Genomic DNA, 19,610 nt, shown 5'->3' with positions numbered 1-19,610 from the left:
CCCCCGCGCTCGGTGCCCACCATGCTCGACCTTGAAATCATCAAACAGCAGTGCCGCATCGAGCCGGACGACTCCGACGAAGACGGCCTGCTGGAAACCTACTCGAACGCCGCACGCCGGTACGTTGAAAATTACACCGACCGGCCGCTATTCGAGACTCCAGAGGCAGCCTTGATCAGCGAGGCAGAAAAACCGCTGGTGCTTGACGACGACATCACTACCGCCATGCTGTTGATGATTGGCCATTGGTACGTCAACCGTGAGGCGGTGTTAGTTGGTGTTAGCACTGCAACGCTGCCTCTCGCGGTTGAGGCTATCTTGTGGCCCTACCGGAGACTAGGCGTATGAGGGCCGGAAAACTCCGCCACCGCGTCACACTCGAATGGCTGAAAGAGGGCAACCGCAGCGACTCCGGCGCGGCGGTTGATGAATGGGTACCAGAGCCTCGCAAGCGCTGGGCCGAGGTTGAGCAGCTGCGCGGGCGCACCTTGTTTGCCGCGCAAGAGGCCAACGCCGAAACGACCGCGCGCATTCGCATGCGTTACCGCCCCGACATCGCCGCCGCGACCGGCAAAACGCTGCGCGTCCGGTTTGGCCAGGTGGTGTATCGGCTGGAAGGCCGCGCAATCGACGTCGGCGGAAAGCGTACTGAACTGGAGTTGATGTGCCATGAGTGGGTTTAACTGGCAGGTTCAAGGCCAGCGCCTGGATGACGTTCAGCAGGAGCTACGCGCCCTTGAAGAGAACATCCGAGAGCGCGCTATCCGTGCAGGCTTGGTATCGCTTGCGGCCCCGGTCAAGCGAGACGCCAAGGCTATGGCCCCGGCTGATACCGGCGATCTCGCCCAAGCCATTGGGCACCGGAACATCAACAAACGCCAGCGCTCACGGCTGGGGTTGGCTCAGGGCGAAGTGGGCATTCTGGTAGGGGCCAACCGCCGCATTAACGGGCGTTGGCAGGGCCGCAAAGGGCTATGGCACGAACAAGGCACAGAGCACATGACGCCTAACCCGTTCCTGCTACCCGCACTGCAGAAGAATGAAGGCGGGGCCGCGGGCAGGTTTTACCAAGGGCTCAGCCGCTACCTTGATCGCCAGCGCAGCAAAGGAAACATTGCATGATCACCGACATCATTGCCGCGCTAACTGGCGTCGGCATCACCGCTGCGCAAAGCAGTGAGGCCGACCCCTCGCGCACCGATACCGTGCCCGCCCTGGTGCAGATCGTCGGGCCGGTGGTAGGCGATGCCGTCTACCCGCTCAACCTTCCCGCCGATGCCGCCGCCACCAACGGCGTATACAGCCTGGCCGGGCAGAGCGGAATCGAGGTAGATGGTTACCGCCTGGGCCGCGTGGATACTTACGTACTCAGCTTGCGCGCCCCGACGTTTGACCCCTTGCGCGGCATGACCACGCAGCTGATTGAGCGCGTGGCCGCGCAAACCGGTACCGAAAGCTGGGAAATTACTGACGCCGCCACGGATTACGAATACGACCAGCGCCAATACCGTGCCCACTTCGAACTCCAGGCCACCAGCTTGGCGATGGCATCGCCTGCGCTGCCCGCCGCGTTCGTGCACCCGGTTCACGCCGTCGCCACGCCCAATGGTCTCGGCACTATGAGCGTCCGCCAAACCGTTACCGAGCAAGTCGCCGTGGTGCTGGTCGCTGAGCAATCGCAGATAGATGCCCAGCGCCGCGTTATCTCAAGCGCGCTGCTCGGCATTGAAAGCCCTCAAGACGCTGTTGCACCCCTCGAATACGGCGGCGGGCAAAGCGTCGCCGTGTCGGGCGGCCTGGTGTTCTGGCGTGAGCTCTACAGCTACGAACGCCTGATCCGCAGCTGACCCCAACCGCTAACCCTGAAGCCCGCCACGTGCGGGTTTCTTTTTGCCTGGAGGAACCCCCATGCCAAACGCAGGAGGCCGTTACGAGATCCGTGACGGCAAGCGTGAGCTAGTGCATCGCACCAAGCCTTCCCCCGTACAGCCCGCCAAGGCGGTCCAATCACAATTTGCTGCGGCCCCGGTTAAAACCGACACGGCAGCGCCCAAGCCCACCACGCCGGTGGCCAAGCAAGAGGTAAAGGTCAATGAATGAACCATTACTCTGGCGAATTCTCACCGTCGCCGCGGTGATCGAGGATGAGTATGGCGTCACGCCCAGTGACCTAAGCGGCGCCGTCTTTTTTGACGTGATGACCAAAGAAGCTCCAGGCGTTTACCAGGGCGATACCGCCGAGCGTGAGCGCGTGAAGCCGGGGTTTGGGGCCAATGAGCAAGTCAACGTCGCCCCGTATTCCACCCGCACGATCCGTGTACCCTACTCGGGTTCTGGCACCCCCGGCGTACCGCCGTCCTTCTGGCCGCTGATGCTGTGCGCTGGCCATAGCGAGGAGGTCGATACAACCGTGGGAAGTGAGTATGTCGCCTATTCCCCGGTATCGCGCAATTTCCACTCAGTCTCTCTGATGTGGTGGTCCGATAATGACGAGCTGCAGGTGTTGCCCGGCGTGCGCGGTACCGTGACACGTACCACCGATGCCAAAGGCATGCCGTACTTTGAATTTAGCTTAACCGGCCTGTACCAGCGCCCACGGAAAGAAGCCCCGCCAGCGGGCGGTGTCCGCGCACCCCAGGCCGGTGAGGTGCCGGTAAACAAGCAGAACAGCTCGTTTACGCTCTTTGGCTATCAGGCGCCGATGCAATCATGGTCGTTTGATATGGCAGGGCAGGTAGAGCACCGCAACTTAGTTGGTTACGAAGGGGTGCACCTTACCGATCGCCAGGCCACTGGCCAGGTCAACATCCAAAAGCCGCGCCTGGAAGACTTCAACATCTTCGAGAAGATCGAATCGCATAACGGCACGGTGGTAGATGCGGTCACGTTCTCTCATAACACGGTGCCTGGGAACATCGTTGATTTTGAAGCAAACCGCGTTCAGCTTTCGAATTATCAGGAAACGGAAGTCCAAGGCATCACCCATTGCACGATGGATACCCGGCTACTCTCCGCCCCCGAGGGCGACGGTGACTACCGCTACGTTTTCCGCTAATCCCTAAATCCACTAACAGCGCTGCCAACTGGCAGCGTTTTTGCTTCTTTGACGATCAGGACGACACCATGACCCTAGTACTGAAAAAAATCGCTACCACCACCATTGATGTGCCCGTTCAAGTGCCTGGTGATGAAAAGCCATCAACCATTCAGGCCACCTGGGTGTTGCATAATTGGGCATCGTATCGTGCCATCGTGGATGCGCAGCAAAAACGCGAGAAAACGGATGAAGATCTTCTCGGCGATCTGAAGAATGTCGCGGGCCTGAAAGATGAAAGCGGCAATGACCTGGTATTCGATAAAGAGCTGCTGGATGCTTTGATGGATATTACCTACATCCGCCGCCCGCTGATCCTCAGCTGGTTCGCCGCTCAAGAAGGTCGCAACCAGGCCGCTGCAAAAAACTAAGAGGCGCTGGCCAGTGGTGGGCGCAAGGCCCAGCCCCCAAAGACCAGCGTAAGAAAGACGCTGACCGCTGGGGGCTAAAAGATGCCACCATTACTGAAGCGCCTACGCACTACGAGGTGTGGGAAGAGCACTGGCCAGCGCTTGAGCTGTTTCTAGCCATGCGCACCCAGTGGCGGGTAGTGGCTGGCATGGCGGGCGCTCAGCACCAAGGCATCGACTACACCGCTCTGTACGGTCATCCCAAGTACGCCCGCCTGGGCTTTGATGAGCAAGACGCGTTACTGGCGCAGGTCCAGCACATCGAAGCGGGCGCCCTCAGTGCCATGGCCCAACAAAACACCCCGGCCGTGCAGGAAGCCGAAGATGCCAAACAGGTCACCGATGCCATCCAGCAACGTGTGGACTTCGATTATCAGCAGGGAATGAAAAGCCTGATCAATGTCAGAGAGCTGATGAACGTGATGGAGCTAGCGGGAGGCTACGGCGATGAGTGCTTTGTGGCTTAGGGAAACCCATTCAAAAAATAGAGGCATTATTATGCAAGAGCTACTTAATGAATTGCGTAAGATTCGCAAGTTATTGGAAGCCCAACAACACACCTCTTCGTGTACACCTAGTATTAATGATCCAGTGGCGGGTGATGCCCGCCGCTGGGGGGCGGAAGAAAATATGGTAGACAGTGCTACGCCAGATCAAAATAAAACAGTAGAGAGCATTTGCGAGCTTCAGAGAAATCGTAGTGGCGCTCTGTACATACAAATTTCACAGGATGGTTTCCAGGGGCGACCCTGAACGTAGCAGTATCATTAGGCATGAGGGTGTGCCCTTCTGGGAATTGCGCCTCTACGATTCCCTCTTTGTCGCTCATGAACTTCTCGGCTTCGCCTGTAAAAATGAACCTGCTGTCATATTGCATAGTTGCCACCTGTTCTTGTGAGTAAAAGCCGAGCTTACAACAACTGGCGAGACGCGCAATTTGTGAAAATCCACAGCATGAACGCAAAACCATGGACGATCTCTTACAACCACTGTAAACCCATACACCACCATCGCCCGTGGCGGCGAGTACGCCAAGCAGCAATGGGAACACTTTCGGTTAATTACCTAATTTTGAGTATTTAAAGCACCACGCAACGCCCACATAATAAACAGGCAGCTTGACGCCTGCGCCTACTTGGGCCAACATTCCCTTGCCGCTGCAAAATCAGTGGCTCGGGTTTGGTCGCCCGACAGTGAGAGGCGCAGCAACAGCGCTTAACAGCGCTTTTTTTATGCCTGTTATGGCGGGCTGCGTGGGGATACCCTTCGGGGTATGCCGGTTTCCTCTTACACCGGTCGACCAACCCTGCGCAGTTCGTCACCATCTTTTTGGTCGAAGTGGTGACGGATTCTCAACTTAAGTAAGGGGAATCTTCATCATGACAGCACTTACCGCATCACCTATTTCTATCAATTTCCACGGCACAACTATTCCTACCTTTAATGTGAAGGGAGTTGTGCGCGTAGCTATGAAACCAATTTGTGACGGCATTGGGCTTCAATGGGAGGCGCAGCACAAACGTATCAAGCGTCACCCGGTGCTTTCTAAAGGGGTGTCCATCATGGACATGCCTTCAAAGGGTGGTATTCAGAAGTTTCTAACCCTTCCACTGAACAAGCTTAATGGCTGGTTGTTTGGAGTAGATGCAACCCGAGTTAAACCGGAGATTCGCGAAAAGCTGGTGGAGTACCAAGAAGAGTGCTTCGATGTGCTGAGCGATTACTGGCAAAAAGGTGCTGCCGAGAATCCACGCTTTACCAGCATTGAGGATCGTAAGCCTCTAAATCGTGCCGTACGCACCCTGGCCAACCTGCGCAGCGCACAGGGTGAAAGTGCTGACTACGCCGGAATGTGGAAACTCATTAACGGCTACTTAGGGGTGGCGCATATTGAAGACGCCTCGCCGGAACAAGTTGACCGCGCCATGGTATTTGTTCAGGACAGCATCGAACGCGAAAGCGCCAGGATCATTGAGGGCGAATGGCTAGGTCGCGTCACCTCAACCCCAATGAGCCACAGCCAGCAGGTTAAGCTAAAGAGCCAGATCCACCGCGCGCATATGAGTCACCACCTGCGTGAACCGTCAGCAGTGCGGGCAGTTAACAACCGGCTGAAGGTGCACTTCCACTTGCGTGAGGTGAGCGATCTTCCGGCGGAGCAGTTCGACGAAGCCATGAGCATGTTGGAAGAACAGTACCAAGCGACCCAGGCGTTTAATACGGCGTTACGTGAACTATGCGATGCCTTCATCAAGGAAGTGCTGAACGGCGGTGAGCCCTGGACGCCCTGGATTAAACGACAGTTGGGCGGCGGCGTGCTGGGTTCACGGCCTGACTGGCGCAGGCTGGCCCGTCAGATTGGCCGAACAGAAAAAATGTCAGGTCGATTGATTGACTAACGCCTAGTCAAACTTAGCTAAGTGCGATACGTTCCCTGTTGGGGTGACTCAACGGGGAATTGGTCGTGGCTGAATATTGTCGCAACCCCCCTAGATCATAAGAACAGGAGGGGCGCTGTGGCAGAGCGATTTGTTGTAATCGATGTAGAAACCGCGAACCCTGATATGAGCTCTATCTGTCAGGTAGGCCTAGCGGTATATGAGCAAGGGAGACGCGTGGAGACGCACTCCTTGCTTGTCGATCCGGAAGACGGGTTCGATGAATTCAATATTGCCATACATGGCATCACGCCCGATCTAGTGCAGGGTCAGCCGACCTTTGCAGCCGTGCTACCCGTAATCAGCCGTATATTCAGCGATAGCGTTGTCGCTTCGTATGGCCATTTCGATAGAGCCGCGGTAGCTCAAGCTTGCCGTCGATACGGTCAAGAGCCCCCGACAACAGCGTGGCTTAACTTGCATCCGGTAGTTAGAAGGGCGTGGCCAGAAGAGGCGGCAACGGAGGGCGTTGCCTTAGCCAAGACGGCCCGGCGTCTGGGTGTGGATTTGCTAAAACACCACGACGCAGAAGCGGATGCTATCGCCGCCGGTGAGATATTCCTGTTAGCGATAGAGGCAAGCGGTCTCGGTGTATCGGATTGGCTTCAGTGCGTCACCGCACCTATTCGACCAGGTCAAGGCTATGAACGGCACGTATCCACTTATGAAGTAAGCACGGAAGGAGCCCTGCACGGCGAAGGCATTGTGTTTACCGGCGCGCTCAGTATGACAAGAGAGCAGGCTCGCGAAGCGGCTGCGAAACTGGGCTGCGTCCCTCTTGGCGGGGTGAGTAAAAAAACAACCATGCTGGTGGTAGGTGATCAAGATTTAAAGCGCTTAGTCGGGGCAGATAAAAGTAGCAAGCACCGGAAAGCGGAAGAGCTGATTTCAAAAGGCCAGACTATTCGAATCCTTGGAGAAAGCGATTTCATATCAATGCTTAAACCCTTGCTGTCGGGAAGTCCATAAATGAATAGATTGCTCATTGCGTGTTCAGCTTGCCTGCTTTCGATGTCCGCACAAGCAGACGTAGCAGTAATTGATGCCAGTCTATTGCCGGATGCTTTAGGTTTTGAAGTGATTATCGAAAATTCAGGTGATAGAGCCGTAGCGAGAGGCTACATAGCGGCTCGATTTATTACCCCAGGCCGAGCTGTGCCATGGGTAGATTCTTGGGAGCAAAGCTATCATGTGCCTGGCGGGGTGGAGCCTGGCGATACGTATGCGCTTGAAATTGATGCCCCTGGTGAAATTCAAAGCATCAAAAATTATGAGGTTGTGCCAGAGGTTATTTTCTTCTCGGCCTTCGATGTTGATGGCGTGCCCTTGAACGAAGATGCCGAGGTCGCTATAGAGGCATTGGAAGCCGATCGGCGTGAGACTGAAGCCTTGCTGAGACAGCTTGAAGAGTTAAAAAGCGACTGAGTGTCGCTGCCCGTAAGACTATGTGAATTTAACATCCTAAGAAGCCCGCCATAGCGCGGGCTTTTTTGTGCCCGCAATTTGAGGTGTCGTAATGGCCCAGAACTACAAAGCTGGTTTGATTATCACCGGTGATGCCAGTGGCGGTATCCGGGCCATCAAGGCTACGGAAGATGAGTTGGGGAAGCTCAATCAAGGCTTTGATCGTGGTTCGCGCCAGTCCAAGCGGTTTGGCAGCGATGCCGCCCGCGCTGGCCAGCAATTAACCGAGATCGACAGAGGTGCCAGTGTAGCTACGCGCGGTCTGGAAACCCTACGCCGTGCGGCCGCGCCTATTGCGGGCGTTATCGCGGGCATGTTCGCCGCGAATACAATCCAAAGCCAAGTAGACTGGGGCGATCAGTTACAGAAAACCAATCTCCGCATTGGCGCAAGCACAGAAGCTCTTAGTCAGTATAACTACGTTGCGAAGCTGTCGGGTGTCGAGTTCGGGCAGCTGACTACCGCTTGGCAGCGCCAAACCCGCCGTATTGCTGAAGCCGCCCAGGGAACCGGCGTTGCCTCGAAAGCGCTTGAGCGTCTAAACCTCAATGCAGCCGAATTAAACCGGCTGGCGCCGGAAGAGCAATTCGAGCGTATTGCGACCGCAATGCAGAACGTGGAGAGCAGCAGCGAACGCGTCGCGCTGGCGCAGAAGTTGTGGGATAGCGAAGGCGTCAAGCTTGTGCAGATCGTCAACAGTGGCACAGACGCCATTGCCGCGATGCGCGCAGAGGCGGATGCCCTGGGCCTGACGATCAGTCAGGATACTGCTAATGCCATGGCATCTTATAACGATGAAGTTGATCGTTTGAAGTTTGCCGCCCAGGGTTTAAGCCAGACCCTAGCGGCCGAGCTGGTGCCATCAATGACCTCCGGGTTGCAGGTTACCAGTGCGTTCATTCAGGAAATCGGAGGCGCGGAAACCATTCTTGGCACGGCTCGCGATGCGGCAGCCTTGTTTGCCGCTGTCATGGCGGGGCGCTATGCCGCAGCGTTTGCGGCTTCCGCAAAAGAAGTGGCCACAAAAACCGCTGCCACGGTGGCAAATACCCAGGCAGAGATAGCCGCTACTGCGGCGGCCCGCGCCAAAGCAGCCGAAACGTTGCGCCTTGCCACCGCTGAGCAGGCAGCAGCCAAGCGGGCCTATGAAAACTCTCGGGCCATCGCCGCTGCTACAGGCAATACCACGCTACGCACCCGTGCCATCACTCAAATGGCCGCAGCGAATCAGCGCGCTATCGCCGCTGAGGCGGCCCACACCGCCGCCGTTAATGCTAACTCTGCCGCCATGGCGCGTGGCACGGTTGCCGCCCAAGCGATGGCAGGAGCGTCACGCGCTGGCGCGGCGGCGCTGGCTTTGGTCGGCGGGCCGTTGGGTGCGGCTGTGCTGGCGGGTGGGGCCATTTACTATTTTCGCGAAGAGCTGGGCCTGGTCGCGCCAAAGATTCAGACGGCCACTGAGCGCGTAGACGACATGACAAGCGCGCTCGACGCGAACTCAGAAGCTGCGCTCAAGAATGCCCGAGCCATGCTAGAGGCCGAGCAGCAATTCCAAAGGTTCCGTCAAACGAAGCTTGCCATGGACGTCGAGCGTCAACAGCAGGTCGTTTCCGCCGAACAGGAGCAATGGGATAGGGTTGGTGGGCAGCAAGCTTTTGGCATGGGGCAACGCAGTGAGGCCCAGCAGAAGCTTCATGACCTGCGTTTAGAACTTCTGGATACGCGTAAGGCGATTGAAGCTGCTGGCGGCTCGGTTACCGAGATTGATGAAAAGCTCGAGCAACTTGAGCGTACAACCAGAGAAGCGACTGCCTCAACGGTAGAGCTAGGAGAAACGACTGGCGCGGCGAGCAAAGCCACCCGCGAAGCAGCCAAAGAAACTACCACCCTAGCCAACGCCTACGAAAACCTCCTAGACCGCATCCAGCCCAACCGCCGTGCCGCCCGCCAGTACGCGCAAGATGTCGGTGTGCTTAATCTGGCGCTGGCCACCGGCCGCATGAATACCGTGCAGTACATGCAGGCCATGGGGCAGCTGCAGGAATCTTTTCAGGCCGCGCAGCGTGAGACAGACAAAACCGCGAAGACATCGGAAGATGCCAGCCAGCGAATTGCTAACAGTTTTCTTAGCTGGGAAACCGTGGCCGATAACACTCTTCGCCGCGTAGATGATACAGGCAAAGATTTATGGCTGGGCTTCATTGATGGATCCGAAAGCGCGCTGGATGCCGTCAAGCGAGGCTTTCAGCAAACGCTTGCTGAAATTGCCCACATGTTGACGACTCAGCGCTTAACGTTCCATGTGGCGGGCATGATGGGCCTGGACACAACCGGCATGCCTGGGGCTAGTGGTGCCGGTGGCTTCAACCTAAATTCTATAGGCTCACTGCAAAACGGCTGGAATACCGTTAGTGGCTGGTTTGGTGGTAGTTCAGCAGCAGCTGCGGGCACTGCGCCAATTGGCTATGCCAGTGGCTTCGGCGCCCAAGCAGCAACAGGCACCTATACCGGTTGGGCGGGCAGCGCTGCCGCTGGTGCAGCTAACCCCGGCATGTTTGCGTCGATGGGCGGTATAAGCGGCATCGCAGGAGGTCTGGGCGCCGGTTACATGGGCATGCAGTTGGGCAACCAGCTAGCCCCGGATGCCAAATACGGCAATGCTGCCGGTGGCTTAGGTGCCGTGGGTGGTTTCCTGCTGGGAGGCCCGCTGGGCGCGGCTATCGGCGGGACTATTGGGGCCAGCATCTCCAAAGGCCTGTTCGGCGGAAGCTGGCAAACCAAAGACGGCGGGCTAAATCTCGGAGTCAGCGGCGGCGACATAACCGGCAACCAATACGAGTATCAACGCAAAAGTGGCGGCTTGTTTAAAGGGTCCAGCTACCGCACGCAAACCAGCGCCCTTGATAGCGAATTTGAATCCGCATTACAGCAGGCCTACAGCGCCCAAGAGGCATCACTAGCGATAACGTTGGACGTGCTGGGGCAACAGTCCAGCTCATTGAACGCGTTTAGCACCGGGCTGACCAAAATCAGCACCAAGGGGAAAAGCGAGGCCGAGGTAGAGCAGGCCGTACAGGACTGGCTGCAAAACATCGTTAACCGCGCTGCCCAAAGCGTGGTAGACCCGGCAGAGTACGCGCTGGCGGGGGAAACCACGGTTGAAACCCTCAACAGGCTGGCCACCGCGCTGACAGGCGTTAACCCGCTGTTAGAACAGCTGCACGGCAGTGCCTACGAGGCGTCGCTAGCAGGTGGGGATGCGGCGGCCAGTCTGGTGGCGCTAAGCGGTGGTATGGAGCAGTTCGCGCAACGCGCTGAGTTCTACTATCAGAATTTCTACACCGAGGCGGAACGGCAAGAAGCGGCAATGACGCAAGCCGCTAAAGCCATGGGCGCGTTTACCGCCCGTACCGGTGAGATTGTCACGACGACCGACCAGCTACGCGACCTGGTAGACGGTATCGACCGCAACAGCGAAGCGGGCCGCGAGTTGTACGCCGCCGCGATGCAGCTGGCCCCGGCCCTGGTGGAAGTAGAGCAAGGGCTTGAGCGTGTGCGTGATCGCTTTGCGGACATGCTCACCGAAGCCGAAAGTGCGCTGGGGAGTGCCGAGCAGCAAGCGCTCAGCGCGTGGCAGGCATTTGAGAATCAGTCGTTTAAACAGCAAATCACGCTGCTGGAAAGCGTAGGCGATAGCCAAGCCGCGTTAGCGCTACAGCGTGAACGCGAATTGCTCAGCATCGACCCCCTGCTGCATGAAACCCAGCGTGTTATCTGGTCGATTGAAGACGAAACTCAGGCGAAGAACGGTGCCGCGCAGGCCGCGCAGCGTTATGTCAACGAGCTGGCCCGCGTGCGTGATCAGCTGGCCAATACGTTGGGTAATATCAATCAATGGATTGACCAACGCAATGCCACTAGCGGCACGCCAGGGCTGAATCTAACAGAAGCGGGCGACCAGTTCGCTCGCCAGTTGATTCTTGCCCAGTCGGGCGACCGGTCCGCGCTGCAGTCCATCACTCAATACGCTGACCAATACCTAACCGCCGGCGAAGCGATGTACGCCAGCGGCGGGGCATTTCAGCGTATTCAGCAAGACGTTCTCGACGCGCTGCAGGATCTACCCGACCAGATCAGCGCAGAGGAGTATCTGGCTCAGGAGATCCGCGACGCGCTGCAGGAGGCGGTTAGCCAGCTGCCTGGCGGCATCGCTGAATCATTGCATCCAATGTTCGATGCGATTGATTTAGATGCCAGCGGCCTGATTGATTGGGACGAGTTCTACAGCGTCTTTGCAGGCATGGCCAGCGATGAAGAACTACGCCGGATCTTCGCCAAATTGGATGCTGACGGCAGCGGCACGATTAGCCGGCTAGAGGCGTTGGGGCGTACCAGCGAGGGCACCGAAGACAACACCAAAACCTTGGAAGAGCGCGCCCGGGATCAGTTGGATTCGCTCGGTGGGCTGGTGGGTGAAATGTCCCGCACGACCGATCAATTCGTGGGGCTTAACAGCAACATCGTAAGCCTGCGCGATTCCATCAACGCCCTGGGTGTTGCCCAGGAAGAGGTGGCGCGGATTGAGCGCGAGCGGGCCGCCGCAGAACAAGCCGAGCGTGAGCGCATCCAGCGTGAGCGCGAACAAGCAGCCCGCGTTGCATCGCTAGAAACCGATGCCCAGCAATCGCTAGCTGATATGCAAGAGTGGCAGCGGCAGGCACAGGCAACAGTGCTGGGTAATACGCCTAATCAAACGCTGAGCCAACGGCGTGTAGATGACCTGACAGGGGTACTAAAGCGCTTTGCGGGCAATGACCAGATGTTGTCTGCGGAAGAGTTACAGCGGGCGTTGGCCCACTCTCAGAGCCAAGAACAGTGGTCGCAACGTGATAGAGCGTTTTTTAATCGATCAGCGAAGGCAGCGTTTGCTGAAAGCCAATACCACCAGCAAATGGGTAATGCCGCTGCGCTGTCGGGTGGTAGTTATTCCGGCAGCGTTAATTTCGGCTACCTAGGTGATCAAGAGTACCTGAACTCGCTTTCCACGGCCGAACGGGCGCGGCTTTACGTTGAGCGTTATGCAGATCTGCAAAAGGCGTTAGCCACCGGGGCATCGTATGGGCAAACGACGCCAGAGGCGTGGGGCGAGTATCACTATAACCGGTGGGGTAAAAACGAAGGGCGCATGTTCGCCAAAGGCGGCGTGTTTACTAACTCTGTCGTGCATGAGCCTACCGCGTTCGATTTAGGATGGATGGGCGAAGCGGGGCCGGAGGCGATTGTGCCGCTATCACGCGGTGCGGGCGGGCGTTTGGGTATCGACGCCACCGGCCTAATGCAGCTGCCCGATGGCCCGCTTGAGTTACCCATGCCCAACGTTCCCATGCCGCAATTTCCCGCGCTGGATAACAGGGACGTGGTGCAGGTGCTGCAAGACCTGCGAAGCGAAAACAAGCAGCTACGAGCGGACATTAATCGGCTGTTGGGTGATGTTAAAACCAATACCAGCAATACCGCTAACGCCGTGGCCAGCAGTGCCAGCCGCGCCGAGCAGCAACGGCGTGATCAACTGGAAGAACAGCGCGCCGCGACACGCGCCGCACGATTGAAGGGGCGTACGGTATGACCGAACAGCAGTATGAAAGATGGCTGGCGGATCTAACCGCTAGCCGGGTGCTGCTTGCCGAGCTGCACCATGCCGGGGGCGTTGAGTACGTGGCCACCGGCCCGTTTATCTCACGCCCCACCGATTCAGACCCCAATCGCGTGTACGACGATTGCCTAACCGCTGCCGTTGATATTTCCACGCGGATTGATGGCCTGATTGGGTTTGGGGAAGTGTCGCTACTTGATGATGGCAGCATTACCCACTGGGCAGCCAATGCTTGGCAGGGCCACCCTATTAAGCTTTTTCTGGGGGCGCCCGATTGGCCCCGTGACGACTTTCGGAAGCTGGCCGAAGGGCGTAACGGCGGCATATCAGATGCCCGCCGGGGCGTGCTGTCGTTCGTCATGGAAGACGAAAGCAGTGTGTTCGATGAACGCATCGACACAGGACAACTACCGGACGATGCAGGCCCGGTGCCGCTAGCGCTGGGTAGCGTTTACAACGCCCCGGCGTACTTGCTAACCCCAGACCCTTACCGCTTTAAAGCGTCTTATTTGCCCGTGACGGCGCTAAACCCAAAGGACAATGGCAACCCCGTAACCCACACAAACGAGCTTTCTAGCGGCGCGTTTGTGCTGAGCAGCGGGCTAATAGGCACGCTCACCGTGGATATTGAAGAAGCCCACAACACGCCTAAAAAAGTAGTGGAGTGGGTAGCCGATTATTACGGCGTGCCGCTGGGTGATGTTCAGCTGCCCAACTACCGGGTGGGGCTGTACTACAACGGCGACGTGACCGGTGCGCAGATCCTCGAAGAGCTTTGCCAAGGGCTAGGCGCGTATTGGTACCGCGATGCGCTGGGGGCGCTAACCGTACGCCAGCGGGTATTGCCCACGGCGGCAGACATCACGCTAGACGGTGATGACATTGAATATGATCAGATCCGCTTAGCGTCCACCGAACCCCCCTGGAGTGGCTTAACGCTGCGCTGGGGGCGCAACTACTCCCCGCTATCCATCATTGCGGGGGCTATTGAGGAAAGCAGCCCCGGGGAGGCATCACGGCTACGCAAGGAATGGCGAGAAAGCCGTAAAACGCAAGCAGTGGACGACTACCCGCTAGCCCGACATGAAGAGTTAAACAGTGTGATCCAAAACGCAGCGGACGCCGCATCAGAGCGTGACCGCTTGCTAGCGCTGCGCGCTCAACGCCGGGAGACGTGGAGCATCAAAGCGTTTTTACCGCCGGTGCGCGTCAGCATGGCCATCACCGTCGATCACCCCCGGTTAGCGGGCCGGGTGGGGAGGGTTGCCAGCGTTAGCCGCTCACCCACCCGGGGCACCACGAATCTGGAGATATGGCTTTGAGCAATCTGAGAATGATCATTAACAATTTTCACGATACGGCGACGCTCACGGCCACCAGCGGAGCGCTACCGATTGAGTACACGCAGCGTAGCGGGCGCTCTAAAGTCTGGCGCTCTGTGGATACCGCGCCGCAGGTGATTGACTGCGCATTACCCGACCCTGATTTCCTTTCAGCAGTGGTGGTTTACAACCACAACCTGACGTCCGCCGGCACGATACGCATTGAGTACCTACTACAGGGTGACGTGGTTTATGACTCAGGCGTTATTTTCGCATCGTCTCTTATTCCATTGGGCGTGTGGAGGGCTGGCGTTGATCCATGGGGGGCGCAGGATTTAACCGAGTTTCCCAACACTCATCATGTTGTTTGGACGGTGGCCACGCTGGCGACCGATTACCGTATCACGATTAGCGACAGCAACAATCCTGATGGCTATGTAGAGGTGTCGCGCATCATCGCAGGGCTTGCTTACTCGCCAAAAATGAATGCCAGCTACGGTGTGAGTTTGGAATGGCAGGACTTCGCTGAGCATAAGCGCACAGAGGGTAATTCACTGCGCACGATAGGTGACGGCATGGCGCGGGTACTGACTTTCGATCTGGATTATCTGGAGCGGGAGGGCTTGGGGGAGCTAAGCCGCGAGCTACTGAAAGTCGGTAAACGGCAGGACATTTATATCAATCTCTACCCTGAAAAAGGCGGCGCGCTGGAAGCGGAGCATGCCTTCGTCGCCCGGCGGGATGGAAGTTATGGCCATACGCACGATTATTTCAACAACTGGAAAACCCAGCAAAAGATGATAGAGGTATAACGCATGGCCACGGCTCCAACAGTACCCAATTTTAGCCAGTTTAACTTTGTCGTTGACGACCGAGCAGCGGTAATCACAAAGCAAAACGGCGTAAACGCTGCACTAGAACAGTTTGGTAATTCGCTTAAAGCGATGACCGACAGTATTAACGTTGACCTTGAAACCATGGAGGGGCAGAAAGCCGCGACGCAGCAGGCGGCAACGGCAGCAAGCACGGACGCCGCCCAGGTCGCGCTCGATAAGCAGGCGGTGGCGAGTGACCGCACCCACGTTGACCAGCAAAAAAGCGCGATTGATACCACCGCCGGGCAAGTGGAAGGCCACGCCCAGCAGGTGGCCACCGATCGCCAAGCCGTGGCCACTGACACGGCTACGGCGACACAGGCCGCAAGCGATGCCAGTACCGCTGCCGACGCCTCTATTCAAGCCAAGAGCGATGCCCAGGCGCTTTATGGTGACCTGTCTGCCGTAGACGCTGCTAAGACAGCAGCCCAACAGGCAGCCACCACGGCGGCCGAGGAGCGGGGATTAGCAGTCACCGCCCGAGAAGGCGCGGAAAGTGCGCAAACAGCAGCGGAAACCGCAGCGGGTGAAAGCCAAAGCGCGGCAAGCGCAGCGGTTCAAACTCACGTTGATAAGGACGACCCCCACACGCAGTACGAGCAGAAAACGAAACTAAAGGACGCGGCTTACTGTGATGTTGTAGGTGGCAGTGGCCCTTTGATGTCACGAGGCGCGTATGGTGTAGGGGTGTCAGGAGGCGGCATTCCAATAACAAGTAATGCTCGGGATATAGCCACTGGATTGTACGTCAACAATAACGACTATTCAGACGGGGGATTACCCAAAGGCGGAGGCAATTTTAATATTTTGCATCAAAAACGTGCGTCGGGTGGCGGTGAAACGCAGCTTTGGCAGCGCGATAGTCTTACAGCACCTGCCATTTTTTACAGAAGTAGAACAGCCGGCCCTTGGTCTGCATTTTTCGAGATATGCCACTCTAACAACATCGTCGGCACTGTATCCCAATCCGGCGGCATTCCCACTGGCGCTGTTATTGAATCTGACAGCAATAGTTTTTGGCGTTGGGTAAAGCTGGCTGATGGAACCATGATTGCCTACGCAGAGTTTAGACACCCTGATGCTTCCATCAATGTGCCTTCAGGGAACATATACAGAACAGAATCATTTATACCGCCAGACCTTCCTCCTGGTTTTGTAGACATTAGACCTAAAGTTTCCACGGATTATCGAGCGGCGAATACTACAGACGTTTGGGGTAGCTCAGCGGGGGGTGGTAGTACTACCAGGCCTTTTGATAGTTATCGGTTTTTATGTGGAAGAGCTCAAACAGGCCTTATTTTGGTACTTCATTTAACTGTCCACGGTCGTTGGTACTAAGAGAGATGACAACTATGAGACTTAAATTTTTAGCAGGTGCTGGCCCAGCCAGTTACAACATTGAAGGCAGCATGATTGAAGGTATCGACACGTCACTGTTTGTTGAAGGCGCACAATTCGTGGGCAACGAGCAGACACATGCGGCAGGCATTTTCGATATGTTTTGGAAAGGTGGCGAGCGGCATGTAGTGCTGGCCCAACCGACCAAAACGTCAGATATGCCATGGGCGGCGCGTGATGCCGGTTGGATAAATGCCGCTGACTATGACCCGCAAGCCCGCTATGTCGCTGCAACGAACCCGCAAGCGCTGGCACTGCTGGAAAGCGGCAAAGCTGAATATTGGCGCGACTCGGTAGACGGTGCTTGGACGGTGCGCGCAATTGAAATGGTAGAGCAGGAGTCAGTAGCATGAACGAAGCCCAGCCGGCGTGGTTTACTCCACCTAAAACCGCCGCCGAAAAACTAGCCGACGCCCAGGCCGCGAAGATCGAGCAGATCAATGCCGCGTACACCGAACAAGTACAACCGCTAATCAAAGACTACCCCGAGATTGAGCAAGCCACATGGATCGCCCAGGAATCTGAGGCCCGCGCTTACATGGCATGGCACGCCGATCAAGAAGGCCACACCCCGGCCACGCCAGTACTCGATAACATTCTGCTGGGCCGTAATGGCGATGGCGGAAGCGAAACGCTGCAGGAGCTGAGCCTGGCGGTGCTGGAAAACGCCGATATGTTTACCCGGGCGCAGCAGCTCACCGGCAAGCGGCAAAGGTTGGTCAAGCAGGTGCGGGAAGTGACGACGCAAGAAGCGTTAGACGGTATTACCTGGTAAAGCATAAAGGGCAACAGGCGGCCGCCATCGAGCGGTTTTTTTTGTGCCTGCATTAAACGAAAGTTTAAGCATATGACTATATCGTCTTGTAAGAATTTGCACATTGATTAACTGGCATCTAGGGTGGGAAGTGTCGGTAACGGGAAGTCGCGCTCAGGATGAGCGGCACAAACCAGGGAAGGCACAAATAGATAAAACGCCCCATTTCTGGGGCGTTTTTTTGTGCCTATAAAAAGCCCGCAGCTGATGTGGTCGCAGTTTGGCCGCAGCCTGTGTGTAAACAATGTGCTGTGTGTAAGCATAGTAAAGCGGTAAGAGATTGATTTGTCAGCAAAGCCTTGTGCAAGCGCGGCCCGCTAAAATTGCCGAAGCGGATTCAAAATCCGCCGCCTTTACGGGTGTGCCAGTTCGAGTCTGGCCACCGGCACCAAATTTTAGGGCTTAGCGTTTATCGCTAGGCCCTTTTTTGTTTTTTGCATTCCCAACGTCTCCATAGCGCTTTGCGATATTGGCTCGCATTAGCATTAGTGCGGCACTCAACATTTGATACACCAATCTGGACTACACTCGACAGTGTCGGCACAGGTGTTTCAGGCGGCTATTCAAATGCCATGGATACAGGTGCTTCTTTTTATTGCCTGAAAGGCTTTATAGCGAGCAGGGAGCTCAAATAATGGCCGAAAACACAACGCGGGCGCTCAGCGAGGTGCTTGATTACCTAGAACACTCGGTTCAAGGGCAAAAAGTAACGATCGGGTCGCTTGTGGAAGAACTCGGCCCACACTCCTTTGCATCACTGATGCTAATGTTTGCCCTCATTTCGACCTCTCCAGCAAGTTCGATACCCGGCGTTACCGCGATTGTTGCGGTCATCGAGTTCATTCTCGTCGCACAGATGATCCTGGGGCGGGATTGCCTCTGGCTGCCAAGTTTCGTTTCATGTAAAAACCTGTCGACCAGCAAGCTTTGCAAAGGAATTAACTGGCTGCGTAAGCCGGTGCATTTCGTCGAGCGTTTTCTCAAGCCGCGTCTGGTGTTTTTTGTCAAGCCGCCTTGGTTATACCTGCCACTCGCCGTTATTTTGGCCGTCACTCCCTTCATGCCGTTCATGGAGGTCATCCCCACATCCGGTTCGATAGCCTCGGCCGCCATCGCCTGCTTCGCGGCGGGGCTCTTAACTAGGGATGGGCTGCTGGCGATGATCTCTACGCTATTTCTGGCAGCGGTGCCTTTCGTGATCTGGCATGTGGGGTTTAGTGGTTAGGCAAAGACGGCCTCAATGGTCCAGTGTTCCCATCTAGCGTCATTTCCGCTTGCTCGCTTTTTTGCTACAGGTCGTTTTATAGTGCAAAGATAGACTCCAATAAGAAAGGCTATTGCCATGACCCGTTTTGAGCTGCAGAGCCGAAATTTGGCATCTGAGCATGTGGCTCACTCGCATGACTTTCATCAGCTGATTCTGGCAACCAGCGGGGTGACAGAGCTTGCCATGGAGGGGCAGAGAGAACGTGTTACCGCACGCCGTGGCTGTTTGATTCCCTCTTCACGTCATCATGAATATGAAGGCGATGGCAGTAATCGCACGCTGGTGCTGGATATTCCGACTGCCCAATTAGCCAGTCTTGAAAAGGGCGATGATATCGAGCGGCTATTTGATAAACCGCGCTTTTTTACCATCCCGCCGGCCTTAAACCAGCTTACCCACGCGCTAGCAAATCAGCTTGAACAGTGCCCTGGGCTGCAAAATGAAATCGCCATTTTGCTACTGCGCGCGCTGACCATGTATTTGCAGGATGAACCCGCCTCAACCGTTACCCAGTTGGGCACGCGGTGTGTCAGTGAACGACTTGATTTGGAGCGCCTTGACGTCTGGCTGGACCAACATCTAGCCGATGACATACGGGTAGAACAGCTGGCCGGCCTGTGTGCGCTTAGCCCTGGGCATTTTCATGCCTGCTTTCGCGAGCTGACTGGTGTTACGCCCTTGGCCTACGTGCAACGCCGGCGTTTGGAGCATGCCCGCACCCTGGCCAGGCACAGTGCCTTGAGCCTGGGCCACATCGCAATGCTGGTGGGCTTTCGTGATCAAGGCAGTTTTTCTCGCGCTTATCGACGCCACTTTGACATTGCCCCTTCATCAGACCGCTAGGCTTTGTTTTCCTCTCTTTTATCCCCTCTTTA

General features: G+C 56.6%; 20 protein-coding genes. 19 read left to right on the top strand and 1 reads right to left on the bottom strand.

Annotated elements, in window-relative coordinates; translation table 11 throughout:
- Positions 1-21 precede the first annotated feature (21 nt).
- The 8 genes from ELY38_RS02505 to ELY38_RS02470 all read left to right on the top strand — a co-directional run bounded on the left by ELY38_RS02505 (position 22) and on the right by ELY38_RS02470 (position 3,971).
- Positions 22-348: a head-tail connector protein gene (locus ELY38_RS02505; RefSeq protein ID WP_127059926.1), complete on the top strand. Its 327-nt coding sequence runs from the start codon at positions 22-24 to the stop codon at positions 346-348.
- Positions 345-683 (top strand): phage head closure protein, encoded by a 339-nt coding sequence (locus ELY38_RS02500; protein WP_127059925.1) that lies wholly within the window; start codon positions 345-347, stop codon positions 681-683. The genes ELY38_RS02505 and ELY38_RS02500 overlap by 4 nt, the downstream gene beginning before the upstream one ends.
- Positions 670-1,122 (top strand): HK97-gp10 family putative phage morphogenesis protein, encoded by a 453-nt coding sequence (locus tag ELY38_RS02495; protein WP_127059924.1) that lies wholly within the window; start codon positions 670-672, stop codon positions 1,120-1,122. Before ELY38_RS02500 ends, ELY38_RS02495 begins: the two co-directional genes overlap by 14 nt.
- An 83-nt stretch (positions 1,123-1,205) precedes the next feature.
- Positions 1,206-1,847 carry a phage tail terminator protein gene (locus tag ELY38_RS02490; protein WP_127059923.1) on the top strand — a complete coding sequence of 214 codons (642 nt, stop codon included), beginning with the start codon at positions 1,206-1,208 and terminating at the stop codon, positions 1,845-1,847.
- A 61-nt stretch (positions 1,848-1,908) separates the two neighbouring features.
- A complete protein-coding gene (locus tag ELY38_RS02485; RefSeq protein WP_127059922.1) occupies positions 1,909-2,100 on the top strand; it encodes a hypothetical protein in 192 nt (63 codons plus the stop codon).
- Positions 2,093-3,055, top strand: coding sequence for a phage tail tube protein (locus ELY38_RS02480; RefSeq protein WP_127059921.1), 963 nt, complete (start codon positions 2,093-2,095; stop codon positions 3,053-3,055). Before ELY38_RS02485 ends, ELY38_RS02480 begins: the two co-directional genes overlap by 8 nt.
- A gap of 68 nt (positions 3,056-3,123) precedes the next feature.
- Positions 3,124-3,465 carry a hypothetical protein gene (locus tag ELY38_RS02475; protein WP_127059920.1) on the top strand — a complete coding sequence of 114 codons (342 nt, stop codon included), beginning with the start codon at positions 3,124-3,126 and terminating at the stop codon, positions 3,463-3,465.
- Positions 3,466-3,581: 116 nt separating this feature from the next.
- Positions 3,582-3,971, top strand: coding sequence for a DUF1799 domain-containing protein (locus tag ELY38_RS02470; protein WP_185858901.1), 390 nt, complete (start codon positions 3,582-3,584; stop codon positions 3,969-3,971).
- A gap of 176 nt (positions 3,972-4,147) precedes the next feature.
- Here ELY38_RS02470 and ELY38_RS02465 read toward each other — a convergent pair whose 3' ends face one another.
- A complete protein-coding gene (locus tag ELY38_RS02465; RefSeq protein ID WP_127059918.1) occupies positions 4,148-4,474 on the bottom strand; it encodes a hypothetical protein in 327 nt (108 codons plus the stop codon).
- Positions 4,475-4,883: 409 nt separating this feature from the next.
- Here ELY38_RS02465 and ELY38_RS02460 point away from each other — a divergent pair, with 409 nt between their 5' ends.
- The 11 genes from ELY38_RS02460 to ELY38_RS02410 all read left to right on the top strand — a co-directional run bounded on the left by ELY38_RS02460 (position 4,884) and on the right by ELY38_RS02410 (position 19,578).
- Positions 4,884-5,903: a phage antirepressor N-terminal domain-containing protein gene (locus ELY38_RS02460; RefSeq protein WP_127059917.1), complete on the top strand. Its 1,020-nt coding sequence runs from the start codon at positions 4,884-4,886 to the stop codon at positions 5,901-5,903.
- Between the two features lie 117 nt (positions 5,904-6,020).
- Positions 6,021-6,911, top strand: coding sequence for an exonuclease domain-containing protein (locus tag ELY38_RS02455; RefSeq protein ID WP_127059916.1), 891 nt, complete (start codon positions 6,021-6,023; stop codon positions 6,909-6,911).
- The gene (locus ELY38_RS02450; protein ID WP_127059915.1) at positions 6,912-7,367 is read left to right on the top strand and encodes a hypothetical protein; all 456 of its coding nucleotides are present in this window, start codon (positions 6,912-6,914) and stop codon (positions 7,365-7,367) included. It begins immediately after the preceding gene.
- A gap of 91 nt (positions 7,368-7,458) precedes the next feature.
- Positions 7,459-13,032, top strand: coding sequence for an EF-hand domain-containing protein (locus ELY38_RS02445; RefSeq protein ID WP_127059914.1), 5,574 nt, complete (start codon positions 7,459-7,461; stop codon positions 13,030-13,032).
- Positions 13,029-14,381 carry a hypothetical protein gene (locus tag ELY38_RS02440; RefSeq protein WP_127059913.1) on the top strand — a complete coding sequence of 451 codons (1,353 nt, stop codon included), beginning with the start codon at positions 13,029-13,031 and terminating at the stop codon, positions 14,379-14,381. Before ELY38_RS02445 ends, ELY38_RS02440 begins: the two co-directional genes overlap by 4 nt.
- Positions 14,382-14,392: 11 nt before the next feature.
- Complete coding sequence (locus ELY38_RS02435) at positions 14,393-15,193, top strand: hypothetical protein (protein ID WP_127059912.1); 801 nt, start codon at positions 14,393-14,395, stop codon at positions 15,191-15,193.
- A 3-nt stretch (positions 15,194-15,196) separates the two neighbouring features.
- Positions 15,197-16,594 (top strand): hypothetical protein, encoded by a 1,398-nt coding sequence (locus ELY38_RS02430; RefSeq protein WP_127059911.1) that lies wholly within the window; start codon positions 15,197-15,199, stop codon positions 16,592-16,594.
- 14 nt (positions 16,595-16,608) lie between these two features.
- A complete protein-coding gene (locus ELY38_RS02425; protein ID WP_127059910.1) occupies positions 16,609-17,007 on the top strand; it encodes a hypothetical protein in 399 nt (132 codons plus the stop codon).
- Positions 17,004-17,429: a hypothetical protein gene (locus tag ELY38_RS02420; protein WP_127059909.1), complete on the top strand. Its 426-nt coding sequence runs from the start codon at positions 17,004-17,006 to the stop codon at positions 17,427-17,429. Before ELY38_RS02425 ends, ELY38_RS02420 begins: the two co-directional genes overlap by 4 nt.
- Positions 17,430-18,102: 673 nt before the next feature.
- Complete coding sequence (locus ELY38_RS02415; protein WP_127059908.1) at positions 18,103-18,693, top strand: exopolysaccharide biosynthesis protein; 591 nt, start codon at positions 18,103-18,105, stop codon at positions 18,691-18,693.
- Positions 18,694-18,810: 117 nt separating this feature from the next.
- A complete protein-coding gene (locus ELY38_RS02410) occupies positions 18,811-19,578 on the top strand; it encodes a helix-turn-helix transcriptional regulator (RefSeq protein WP_127059907.1) in 768 nt (255 codons plus the stop codon).
- Positions 19,579-19,610 lie beyond the last annotated feature (32 nt).

It is taken from the genome of Vreelandella nanhaiensis (assembly GCF_003990185.1).
GTDB lineage: Bacteria > Pseudomonadota > Gammaproteobacteria > Pseudomonadales > Halomonadaceae > Vreelandella > Vreelandella nanhaiensis.
The sequence above is the reverse complement of the archived record's forward strand: the minus strand, read 5'-3'. Positions and strand labels throughout refer to the sequence as shown.